Source organism: Moorella thermoacetica (assembly GCF_001267405.1).
Lineage (GTDB): Bacteria > Bacillota > DSM-521 > Neomoorellales > Neomoorellaceae > Neomoorella > Neomoorella thermoacetica.
Window position 1 is genome coordinate 776763 of sequence record NZ_CP012369.1, and the last position, 10959, is coordinate 787721.

Genomic DNA, 10959 nt, shown 5'->3' on the forward strand with positions numbered 1-10959 from the left:
GAATTCTCCTTCGTAAGAAATGGGGGGAACCTGGAGGTGCCGGAGTTTGCCCAAAGACAATATAGTTGCCGGTATCGATATTGGCACCACCAAGGTGGTCGCGGTAGTAGCGGAAGTTATGCCGGAAGGCCGCCTGAATATCATCGGCCTGGGGGAAACTCCGTCCGGGGGCCTGCGCAAAGGGATTATTGTTGACATTGAAAATACGTCCCGGGCCATAGCCGGAGCCATAGAGCAGGCCGAACGCATGAGCGGTTGCCAGGTCCATTCGGCCTTCGTCGGTTTGACGGGACCCCATATCGACTCCCTCAACAACCGGGGAGTGGTGGCTGTTACCGGTGAAGACGGTGAGATAAGCCTTGAGGACGTAGAGAGGGTCCTCCAGGCCGCCCGGGTGATACCCCTGGCGGCGGAACGGCGCATTATTCACGTCCTGCCTCGCCAGTACATAGTTGATGGCTATGATGGCGTTATGGACCCTGTAGGTATGTGCGGTTCCCGCCTGGAGGTCGAAACCCAAATAGTCACCGCCGCCGGGGCCGCGGTCCAGAATATAATGAAAAGCGTCCAGCGAGCCGGGCTGGCAGTGGACGAGCTGGTTTTAAATCCCCTGGCCTCGGCCGGGGCCGTCCTCCAACAGGCGGAAAGGGAACTGGGGTCCGTGGTGGTGGATATTGGCGGTGGCACTACGGAAATCGCCCTTATCTCCCAGGGCAGCCTGTGGTTTGCGTCGGTCCTGCCCATCGGCAGTGAACATATAACCAGTGACCTGGCTGTGGGCCTGCGGACCCCCATTGTCCAGGCAGAAGTAATAAAAAAGGAGTATGGCTGCGTCCCGGCGGACGCCGTTCCTGATAACGAGGCCGTTGAAGTCCCGCCTGTAGGGGGAAGGGAAAAACGCCGGGTCTCCAGGAAAGCCCTGGCGGCAATTATTGAACCCAGGGTCGAGGAGATATTCACCTTGGTCCGCCGGGAGCTAAGCTCCGCTCACTTTCAAGGCCTGCTGCCGGGAGGGGTGGTCCTTACCGGCGGTGGTGCCTTGCTGGAAGGTATAACCGGGATGGCAGCCGAGATTCTCGCCATGCCGGTGCGCCTGGGCTGGCCGGAAGGGGGCAGCGGTCTGGCCGACATGGTAGCTGCGCCTCCCTATGCTACGGCAGTTGGCCTGGTAAACTATGGTGCCCGCCGCCTGGCCCATCCCCAGGCGGCAGCCACACGGGAAACAGGGTGGGAAAATTTCTGGTCACGGCTAAAGAGCTGGTGGCGTGAACTTTTTTAAGATAAAAGGAGGAGTACCGGGTGCTGGAATTTGAGGACGGCGATCTCAACCAGTTTGCCGCCATTAAGGTGGTGGGAGTAGGTGGCGGCGGTAGTAATGCCGTTAACCGGATGATTGCTGCCGGCTTGCGAGGAGTAGAGTTTATCAGCGTTAATACCGATGCCCAGGCCCTGCGCCTCTGCCAGGCGGAACAAAAGATCCAGATCGGCGCCAAGCTCACCAAGGGTCTGGGAGCCGGCGCCAACCCGGAGATTGGCAAAAAGGCGGCGGAAGAGAGCCGGGAGGAGCTGGCCCAGCGACTTCAGGGAGCTGATATGGTCTTTGTCACCGCCGGTATGGGCGGCGGCACAGGTACTGGAGCTGCACCGGTAGTGGCTCAGATTGCCAAGGAAGCCGGTGCCCTGACGGTGGGTGTAGTTACCCGCCCCTTTAGCTTCGAGGGCCGCAAGAGGGCCAAGCAGGCCGAAGCCGGGGTAGAGGAATTAAAGACCAAGGTAGATACGTTGATTATTATCCCCAACGACCGCCTGCTCCAAGTGGCCGATAAACAGACCTCCATACTCGAAGCCTTCCGGATTGCCGACGATGTACTCCGCCAGGGTGTCCAGGGGATTTCTGATCTTATCGCCGTACCGGGGCTGATCAACCTGGATTTCGCCGATGTCAAGACCATTATGACGGATACCGGTTCGGCCCTCATGGGCATTGGCCGGGCTACCGGGGAAAAGCGGGCCGTTGAGGCGGCCCGGATGGCCATCTCCAGCCCCCTGCTGGAAACCTCCATTGAGGGGGCCCGCGGGGTACTGTTAAACATCACCGGCGGCAGCAATCTGGGCCTGCTGGAAGTGAACGAAGCGGCGGAAATAGTCGCGGCGGCAGCCGATCCCGAGGCTAACATTATCTTCGGCGCCGTTATAGATGAGAGCCTGAAGGACGAGATCCGGGTCACCGTCATTGCCACCGGCTTTGAGGGGAAGACTGCCGAGCCGGCGGCCGACCAGGCGGCGGCGACCCGGGAGGCTGAACTGGATGTTAAACCATTTAACATTGACGACCTCGACATACCGGCCTTCCTCCGCCGGCGCTAGGTACGGTTGGGATCGTCAGAACTGTTACCTTGCGGTAACAGTTTTTTTATATCCATCATCTGACAAATTTTTCCTGATGGAAGGAATATAATTACTGTAGTTATGAATCTGCCATAAAGCTCATATCATGGTAATAATTAGGCCTACCATCTCCGGGGTGATGCCACTTGCCTGTGGTCTATATGGACGTGGTTCTGGTAATTAACCTGGTTATGGATTACTTTATCCTCTGGGCCACAGCCAGACTGGGGCAATTGCCGGCTTCTTGCTGGCGGCTCCTGGCCGGAGCCACCGTCGGGGCGGCTTATTCCCTGGCGCTCTTATTTCCCGGCCAGGAACCGGCCCTTACCATGGTGGTAAAGGTCCTCTTTTCCCTGGTTATGATTCTGGCGGCTTTTTATCCCCTCAGCTGGCGCCGTTTTTTTCAGGCGGTGGTTTATTTTTACCTGGTTGCCTTCGCCATGGGGGGGGCCATGCTGGGAGGCATCTACCTTTCCGGTGGTGGCAAGAGCCTGCAGTTAATGGGCGGTGCCATGATGGCGGCTTCAGGACTCCACTATACCTGGCTCCTGGTAGCCCTGGCGGCTGCCATGGTGCTGGTTCGCTGGGGTGCAGGCTGGCTGAAAAAAAACATCTGGCAGCAGATGCTCCGGCTGCCAGTGGTGATAACCTTCGGCGGCCGTCACCTGGCCGTCAAGGCCCTGGTTGATACCGGCAACAGCCTGCGGGAACCCCTTTCCCAGCGGCCGGTGATTATCGTGGAATATAGCGCCTTAAAGGAGATCATGCCTCCGGAGATTATTAAAGCCTATGACAGCCAGGGGGGATTTGACCTGGATAGCCTAGTGAACTCCTTGGCCGCCACTCCCTGGGCAACCCGGTTACGGTTGATCCCCTATCACTCTCTGGGACAGGAACGGGGGATGCTCTTGGGTTTACGCCCGGATGAGGTGGTTATTGTAACCGGCCAGGGGATGATCAAGGTAAAGGAGGTTTTAATCGGCCTCTACCGGGAGCGGTTATCGCCGGAGGGCAATTACCGGGCCCTGCTGCACCCGGATTTGCTGGAACTGAGTATGAGCTTCTGAGGGGGAAAGACCGGTGGTCCAGCGCTTATTGAACCTTGCCAGAATAAAGCTCCAGTTCCTCTACAACCACCTGGCCCTGAGGTTGAGGTGGCTGGCGGAAATTTTTTATGTGGGCAGTAGCGAAGCCCTGCCACCACCCCTTTCCAGCGATGAGGAATCGGACCTCCTCCTGCGCCTGGAAGACGGCGACGCCGCCGTTAAAAAGGTTCTCATTGAACGCAACCTACGCCTGGTAGTTTATATAGCCCGCAAGTTTGAAAATACCGGCGTTGGCATTGAGGACCTGGTCTCCATAGGTACCATCGGTCTGATTAAGGCTGTCAATACCTTTGACCCCAAGAAGCGGATCAAGCTGGCTACCTATGCCTCTCGCTGTATCGAGAATGAGATTCTTATGTACCTGCGCCGTAATAATAAAACCCGGGCGGAGGTATCTTTCGATGAACCCTTGAACATCGACTGGGACGGCAACGAACTCCTCCTCTCCGATGTCCTGGGGACGGACAATGATATTATTTATAAATCCATAGAGGAAGAAGTCGACCATAAACTGCTGCAACTGGCCATGCGCAAGCTCTCCTCCCGGGAGCGCAAGATCATGGAGTTTCGCTTCGGCCTCCTGGATGGCGTAGAGAAAACCCAGAAGGAGGTAGCCGACATCCTGGGCATCTCCCAGTCCTATATCTCCCGTCTGGAGAAGCGCATTATCAAGCGCCTGCGCAAAGAGATCGCCAGGATGGAGTAGAACACTTATGAGGGAGGAGCCCCCCATGGGGGCTAATACCTTCACCATCGAACCAGGTCGAGGAGCTGTACCTGCCAGCCCTTAACAAAAGGATTGCCAATTGTGTCCATCAAGTATCTTCTTACGGCCCTATCAGGGCTTTTTTATTATGCCCCTTTTGCCGGGCCGTATAAAAGCAGGTAGCCATGGCAATAATTATCCCAGGACCAAGGTCGGGAGGTTTCTCGCCAGGAATGCTGAACAAAGTAGAAATCTGCGGTGTGAATACCTCCAAATTACCCCTGCTGAAGAGTGATGAGATCCGCCAGCTCTTTCAACAGATGCAGGCCGGAGAAACCGGAGCCCGGGAAAAGCTCATTACAGGCAACCTGCGCCTGGTTTTAAGCGTCATCCAGCGCTTCACCAACCGCGGCGAACACGTGGACGACCTGTTCCAGGTGGGTTGTATTGGCCTCATGAAGGCCATTGATAACTTTGATCTGAGCCAGAACGTCAAGTTTTCCACCTACGCCGTGCCCATGATTATCGGCGAGATCCGGCGTTACTTGCGGGACAATAACCCTATCCGGGTCAGTCGTTCCTTGCGGGACGTGGCCTACAAGGCCCTCCAGATAAGGGACACCCTGGTGAATAAGCTCGCCAGGGAACCCTCTCTGGCGGAAGTAGCCCAGCAACTGGACCTGCCCCAGGAAGAAGTAATCTTCGCCCTGGATGCCATTCAGGAGCCGGTGTCCCTTTTCGAACCGATTTATCATGACGGCGGCGATCCCATCTTTGTCATGGACCAGATTGGGGACGAAAAGAACCAGGACAGCAGCTGGCTGGAGAATATCGCCATCAAAGAGGCCATGAACAAGTTGAATCCCCGGGAGCGCCTCATCCTATCCTTACGTTTCTTTGAAGGCAAGACCCAGATGGAAGTCGCAGACGAAATCGGCATATCCCAGGCCCAGGTCTCCCGGCTGGAAAAAGCAGCCCTGCAGCATATGCGGAAATATATTTAAATAAGGTGAGGAGGAGTGTCAAGGAGTGTCTCGATGGAAAAAATCCTTGCTGGCAATGTTGCTGGCCGGGATAGTAATCATGGCTGGAGGTTCAAACTGGCAGGAAGCCCGGGTTGTTCCGGCATATAATTCGCATAATTTAATCAGATTGCATGTCATCGCCAACAGCGATACGCCCGGCGACCAGGAGTTAAAACGTCACGTCAGGGATGCCGTCCTGGCCAGTGTTGGTCAGCGTCTGGCGGGGGCCGGGGACATAACTACAGCCAGGAAACTTGTTAGCACCAACCTGGCAACCATAACCGCCGCCGCGGAAGCCCAGATCAAGCGGGAAGGCCGTAGCTACACCGTCCGCACGGAATTTGGCGATTTTCCCTTCCCGATCCGGGCTTACGGGGACCTAACTCTGCCGGCAGGAAACTACGAGGCCGTCCGCCTGGTAATCGGGGAGGGCCGGGGGCAGAACTGGTGGTGTGTCCTATTCCCACCCCTGTGCCTGGTGGACGTTGCCAGTAAGGGCAACCCCGGACCGGTTGCCGCCGGCCCGCCTGCTATGGTGGCAGGAATGGCTTCTGAAGCAGGGCCGGCACCGGGAGCCTTTCAGGTTCGCTGGAAGATAATAGAGGTATTTAAAACCTCGCGCCAGTACCTGGCCAGCCTGTGGCCCTGAACCACCGGAGGTGGTTTTTTTCTTTTTTAACCAGGACCAGTCATATAATTTAGTTAACAGGACCCTCGGGTCACGGCGGAGGTGGGGGCGATGATCCGGGTGGCTGAGCTGCGGCAGCGCGAGGTAATTAATGTCATTGACGGGCGGCGCCTGGGGACAATTAAAGATATTGACCTGGACCTGGAGGAAGGGCGGGTCAGGGCCCTCATTGTTCCCGGACAGGGTAGCAAGTTTCTTTTCTTCTTTGGCCGGGAGGAGGACCTGGTCATTCCCTGGGAGAATGTCGTTAAAATAGGGGTAGACGTCATCCTCGTCGAGAGTTACAGCAGTACAGCGCCGGTACACCGGGAAAAGGCTTAAGATCCCCGGTCTTTATGTTATAATAAAGCCCGGGGGTGGTTTCTTTGGCGACCTTCACCGGGGAGGAAAGAGAAGGCATTTTTTTCTTAAGGGTCACTTTTCTAGAATCCCGGGCACCGGTAAAAGCCGTCTATACCAGCCGCCGGGGAGGGGTGAGCAACGCCCCATATGACGGTTTAAACCTGGGCCTTCATGTCGGCGACAACCCCCGGGCTGTTCTGGCCAACAGGAATCTGCTGGCCGGTGTCCTGGACCTGCCCCTGGGGAGCTGGGTTATCGGCGAGCAGGTTCACGGGAACGAAGTGGCCCGGGTGGGCAGGGAACAGGCCGGCAGCGGAGTGCAGGAACTGACTACCGCCCTGAAGGGCATCGATGCCCTGGTTACCAATGAGCCCGATGTAACCCTGGTTGCCTTTTTTGCTGATTGTGTTCCCATATATATAGTCGACCCTGTCAACCGGGCCCTGGGCCTGGCCCACGCCGGCTGGCGGGGAACGGTCCTCCAGGTGGGGGCCCGGATGGTGGCGCGTATGGCGACCGAGTTTGGCAGCCGGCCTGGAGACCTCCTGGCTGCCATAGGACCGGCTGTAGGCCCCTGTTGCTACCAGGTAGACGCCAGGGTGGTAGATAAGGTACAGGAACACCTCCCCTTTGCCGGTGAACTGCTGGCGGCGGACGGTCCCGGGCACTGGCGCCTGGACCTGCCCCGGGCGAATTACCTGAGCCTGGTGGCTGCCGGTTTGCAGCCTGACCGGATAGCGGTTGCCGGTATCTGCACTCACTGCCAAGCTGAAACCTTTTTCTCCCACCGAGCCTCCGGCGGTATTACCGGGCGCCAGGCGGCTATGCTGGCCCTGGGGGAACAGGTATGAAGACGGCCAATAATCCATCACCACCCCCGGTCAAAACCCGGCCGCGACGGCGCCGCCGGCCCGGGCGATTCATTGTGCGGGTAGCCCTCCTGATTTTATTGCTCCTGGTGGCCTGGTCCGGCATCAGGGGAGCGGCCCGGGCAGTTGCGTGGCACTTTTTACTTACCCGGCAGGTGGATACCGGTACCCTGGAGGACAACCTCCCCCTGGAGGTGTATATTGCCCGGGAGGAAAAGGTCCTGACGGCGCCGGTAACCGGTACCCTGACCCCGGTGGTACCGGAAGGGGAACGAGTACCGGTAGGAGCCACCATCGCCAATCTTCTCCCTGTGGCGGCCGGGACAAACCCGGTGGCCATTAAAGCCCCTTACCCGGGCCAGGTCTCTTACGAGGTTGACGGCCTGGAAGCAAATTTGCAGCCGGCCACCCTGGGCAACATCAGCTACCAGGATTTAAAACGCCTGATAGCCCTGGCCAGGCCGGTGACCGCACGCGGCCAGGTTAAGGAAGGAGAACCCGTAGTTCGCCTGGTTAATAACCTGGACCCCCTGCGGCTCTATGTCCCCCTGGAAAACTGGCCGGCTGGCTGGAAGGTAGGCCAGGAGGTTACCTTGAAGGTACCAGGGGATAATGGCGAGGTCCGGGCCCGGATTATCCGCCTTCAGGATGAAGGTAACCAGCGGGCTGCTGTGATGGAGGTGGCTACCTGGGACAATAGCTGGCTTCTTCCCCGCCAGATGGCCGTGGTGGCGGTATTGAGGCGTTACCGGGGGATAATACTGCCGGCGTCAGCCCTGGATGTCGGACCGGGGGGAGAGAAAGGGGTATATGTCCTGGGAGCCAATAGCTTCAAGTGGCAGCCGGTTACCATCGTGGGCCAGGTGGGAGACCAGGTGGCCGTCCGGGGCCTGGAAGCGGGCGCCGAGGTGGTTCTCCGGCCTCGTCTGGCACGATGGTTGATGAATTAGGGCGGGGAAGCAGGATTTACAATAAATATGTAGAAAGTATAAAGAATTACGCGGGGGAAAAACATGGTTAACGTGTCAGAAAATATTACCAGGGTGTTGGAAAGAATAGCCGCTGCAGCCAGACGCAGCGGCCGCCGGCCAGAGGATATCACTTTGGTGGCAGTTACCAAGACTGTTCCCGTGGAACGCATCCGGGAAGCTGTTGCCTGCGGCCTGAAGGACCTGGGGGAAAACCGGGTCCAGGAACTCCTGTCCAAACAACCCCATGTCGAGGGAGTCAACTGGCACCTCATCGGCCACCTGCAGCGTAACAAAGTTCGCCAGGTCTGGGACCGGGTTTGCCTGATCCACTCCGTAGACAGCCTGGAGCTTGCCCGGGAGATAAATAAGCGGGCGACTGCCGCCGGACGCCGGGTGGACATTCTCCTGGAGGTCAACATAGCCGGGGAAGAGAGCAAGTTCGGCCTGGTTCCCGACGCCGTTATCCCTCTGGTGCGGGAGATAGCTGGCTGGCCGGGGCTACATATCTGCGGCCTGATGACGGTGGCGCCCCTGGTGGCGGATCCCGAAGAGGTACGCCCGGTTTTCCTCCGTCTGGCCGCTTTACGGCGGGAAGTGGAGGCCCTGCGCCTTCCCGGCGTAGACATGGCCTATCTTTCCATGGGAATGACCAACGATTTTGAGGTGGCCATTGAGGCCGGAGCCAACATGGTCCGTATTGGCTCCGCCATTTTTGGTTCCCGTGACTATCAAACTAAGGTGGAGGTGCATTAAGGGTGGCATTCTGGCAGGGTTTAATCAACTGGCTGGGGTACGGTCATGAAGGGGAGGAGCCGGTAATGGAGAAACCGGTGCTTGAGGCGGAAACAACTCCAGTTACCCCGGCTAAAGGAAAACTGGTAGGCTTACCGACTGCGCGTAACGCCATGCGCCTGGTAATTGCCCGGCCCCAGTCTTTCGAACAGGCCGCTGGCCTGGCGGAGAATCTGAAAAACTACCGGCCGTTAATTGTCAACGTCGAGGGCATACCCGTTGAGGAAGCAAGGCGGATTATTGATTTCTTGAGCGGTGCCGCCTATGCCCTGGGGGGCAGGGTGCGCAAGGTGACCAGCGGTATCTTTTTATTTACTACCAGCAATGTCGACCTGAGTGGCGATCTGGAAGATCAAATACCGGGTGGCCTGAACTGGCTGGAGGCAGCAGGCCGGGGTAGATAGCGGAGGCTAAAGAAAAGGTGGACGTAAAAATCGGTTTTCTTGGTGCCGGGGCTATGGCCGAGGCCCTTATTCGCGGTATCATCCAGGCCAGGCTGGTGCAGCCGGAGCGGTTATGGGCCTATGACATCCGGGCTGCAAGGTTGAAGGAACTGGAGCAACGATTCGGATTGGTGGCGGCAGCTAGCAGGGAAGAACTGGCGGCCGCTGCGGACATCATAATTCTGGCCGTAAAACCCCAGAATGTGGAAGCGGCTCTGACTGGATTGCAGGTCAAGGGGGATAAGCTGGTGATCTCCATTATTGCCGGCGTAACCCTTTCCCGCCTGGCGGGATACCTGGGTGACGTGCCTTTAGTCAGGGTAGTGCCCAATACCCCGGCCCTGGTTGGTGCTGGGGTTTCCGCCCTGGCCGCGGGCGCCCGGGTGGGACAGGAAGACCTGGAGAAAGCCTTGGCCATTTTCCGCTCTGTAGGCGAGGCCATGGTGTTACCGGAAGAACAGCTAAACGCCGTGACCGGCCTGAGTGGGAGCGGGCCGGCTTACGTTTATATGATCATTGAAGCCCTGGCCGACGGCGGCGTGCGCCAGGGACTGGCCAGGCCGGTAGCCCTGGAACTGGCGGCCAGGACCCTCTTAGGAGGAGCACAGATGGTCCTGGCCACCGGTGAGCACCCGGGGGTCCTGAAGGATAGGGTAACCTCCCCGGCGGGGACAACTATAGCCGGCCTCGCCGTACTGGAAGACCGGGGCGTGCGGGGAGCCCTCATCCGGGCTGTCGAGGCTGCTACCCTGCGGGCCGGCGAACTTGAATAAGGAGTAGATGGCATGCAGACCCTGGCAGTCCTGGTCCGGGTGGCCTTTGAGGTTTTAAACTGGCTGATTATCGCCCGGATCCTCATTTCATGGTTTCCCCACGATCCCAATCACCCCATCATGCGGTTTATTTATGAGATTACGGAACCGGTCCTGGCCCCTTTTCGCCGGATCATGCCCCGCACAACCATGCCCATTGATTTCTCACCCATTATTGCCGTCCTGGTATTACAGCTGGTGGAGCACCTGCTGATCAACTTCATCATGCGCTTGGGATAGGAGGCCCCTAAAGGTGCTGACTCCCCTGGATATCAATAAAAAAGAGTTTCACCGCAGTTTCCGCGGCTATAACTGCGAAGAAGTAGATGAATTCCTGGAGCAGATCTTGCGCGATTACGGCCAGGTTTACCGCGAAAACCAGGAAATGCGGGAAAAGAACCAGCGCCTCAGCGAAGAACTGGAGCGTTATGCCCACTTGGAACAAACCTTGAAGGATGCCCTGGTAATGGCCCAGCAGGCGGCTGATGAAATGCGCCAGAACGCCCAGAGGGAAGCAGAACTGAAACTCCGGGAGGCGGAGAACAAAGCCCGGGAGATTTTAAACCAGGCCCGGGCCCAGGCGGAAAAGGTTGAACGCTACCAGCGGGACCTGGAGGCAAGTACCAGGGCCTTTAAAATGCGCCTGCGCTCCCTCCTTAAAGCACAATTGGAACTCCTGGAGGACCAGGTGGAGGCTGAAGCAGCGGCGACGGCTGACCGGCAGGGGGAAACGCTCCGGGAGCCTGGCCCGGGTGAGGAAGAAATAACGGACTGTGAACTTGACCCCTGCCGCCAGGAACAGGTATGATTGAAAAAA

General features: G+C 58.0%; 14 protein-coding genes. All 14 read left to right on the forward strand.

Features of this window, described 5'->3' with window-relative positions:
• Positions 1-46 precede the first annotated feature (46 nt).
• Positions 47-1279, forward strand: coding sequence for a cell division protein FtsA (gene ftsA, locus MOTHE_RS03870; protein WP_011392368.1), 1233 nt, complete (start codon positions 47-49; stop codon positions 1277-1279).
• A gap of 20 nt (positions 1280-1299) precedes the next feature.
• Positions 1300-2367, forward strand: coding sequence for a cell division protein FtsZ (gene ftsZ, locus MOTHE_RS03875; RefSeq protein WP_011392369.1), 1068 nt, complete (start codon positions 1300-1302; stop codon positions 2365-2367).
• Positions 2368-2540: 173 nt separating this feature from the next.
• A complete protein-coding gene (gene spoIIGA, locus MOTHE_RS03880) occupies positions 2541-3455 on the forward strand; it encodes a sigma-E processing peptidase SpoIIGA (protein WP_235551401.1) in 915 nt (304 codons plus the stop codon).
• Positions 3456-3498: 43 nt separating this feature from the next.
• Positions 3499-4200 (forward strand): RNA polymerase sporulation sigma factor SigE, encoded by a 702-nt coding sequence (gene sigE / locus MOTHE_RS03885; RefSeq protein WP_036372243.1) that lies wholly within the window; start codon positions 3499-3501, stop codon positions 4198-4200.
• Between the two features lie 233 nt (positions 4201-4433).
• Positions 4434-5204: an RNA polymerase sporulation sigma factor SigG gene (sigG, locus tag MOTHE_RS03890; RefSeq protein WP_025774282.1), complete on the forward strand. Its 771-nt coding sequence runs from the start codon at positions 4434-4436 to the stop codon at positions 5202-5204.
• A gap of 25 nt (positions 5205-5229) precedes the next feature.
• A complete protein-coding gene (spoIIR, locus tag MOTHE_RS03895; RefSeq protein WP_162490040.1) occupies positions 5230-5874 on the forward strand; it encodes a stage II sporulation protein R in 645 nt (214 codons plus the stop codon).
• A gap of 90 nt (positions 5875-5964) precedes the next feature.
• Positions 5965-6234, forward strand: coding sequence for a YlmC/YmxH family sporulation protein (locus tag MOTHE_RS03900; RefSeq protein WP_011392374.1), 270 nt, complete (start codon positions 5965-5967; stop codon positions 6232-6234).
• 44 nt (positions 6235-6278) lie between these two features.
• On the forward strand, positions 6279-7106 hold the full coding sequence (gene pgeF, locus MOTHE_RS03905) for a peptidoglycan editing factor PgeF (RefSeq protein ID WP_011392375.1): 828 nt from the start codon (positions 6279-6281) through the stop codon (positions 7104-7106).
• A complete protein-coding gene (locus MOTHE_RS03910) occupies positions 7103-8074 on the forward strand; it encodes an efflux RND transporter periplasmic adaptor subunit (protein WP_011392376.1) in 972 nt (323 codons plus the stop codon). Before pgeF ends, MOTHE_RS03910 begins: the two co-directional genes overlap by 4 nt.
• 63 nt (positions 8075-8137) lie before the next feature.
• Positions 8138-8848, forward strand: coding sequence for a YggS family pyridoxal phosphate-dependent enzyme (locus MOTHE_RS03915; RefSeq protein WP_011392377.1), 711 nt, complete (start codon positions 8138-8140; stop codon positions 8846-8848).
• A gap of 2 nt (positions 8849-8850) precedes the next feature.
• On the forward strand, positions 8851-9291 hold the full coding sequence (locus MOTHE_RS03920) for a cell division protein SepF (RefSeq protein ID WP_011392378.1): 441 nt from the start codon (positions 8851-8853) through the stop codon (positions 9289-9291).
• Between the two features lie 17 nt (positions 9292-9308).
• Positions 9309-10103, forward strand: a complete 795-nt coding sequence (gene proC, locus MOTHE_RS03925; RefSeq protein WP_011392379.1) for a pyrroline-5-carboxylate reductase — start codon at positions 9309-9311, stop codon at positions 10101-10103.
• A 12-nt stretch (positions 10104-10115) separates the two neighbouring features.
• Positions 10116-10382: a YggT family protein gene (locus MOTHE_RS03930; RefSeq protein ID WP_011392380.1), complete on the forward strand. Its 267-nt coding sequence runs from the start codon at positions 10116-10118 to the stop codon at positions 10380-10382.
• A 13-nt stretch (positions 10383-10395) separates the two neighbouring features.
• On the forward strand, positions 10396-10950 hold the full coding sequence (locus MOTHE_RS03935) for a DivIVA domain-containing protein (protein ID WP_011392381.1): 555 nt from the start codon (positions 10396-10398) through the stop codon (positions 10948-10950).
• Positions 10951-10959: the final 9 nt, after the last annotated feature.

Excerpts from the sequence above, each read along its gene's own strand:
- sigG (WP_025774282.1), top strand. The coding sequence starts at position 4,434 with ATGCTGAACAAAGTAGAAATCTGCGGTGTGAATACCTCCAAATTACCC.
- MOTHE_RS03900 (WP_011392374.1), top strand. The coding sequence starts at position 5,965 with ATGATCCGGGTGGCTGAGCTGCGGCAGCGCGAGGTAATTAATGTCATT.
- MOTHE_RS03910 (WP_011392376.1), top strand. The coding sequence starts at position 7,103 with ATGAAGACGGCCAATAATCCATCACCACCCCCGGTCAAAACCCGGCCG.
- MOTHE_RS03915 (WP_011392377.1), top strand. The coding sequence starts at position 8,138 with ATGGTTAACGTGTCAGAAAATATTACCAGGGTGTTGGAAAGAATAGCC.
- MOTHE_RS03930 (WP_011392380.1), top strand. The coding sequence starts at position 10,116 with ATGCAGACCCTGGCAGTCCTGGTCCGGGTGGCCTTTGAGGTTTTAAAC.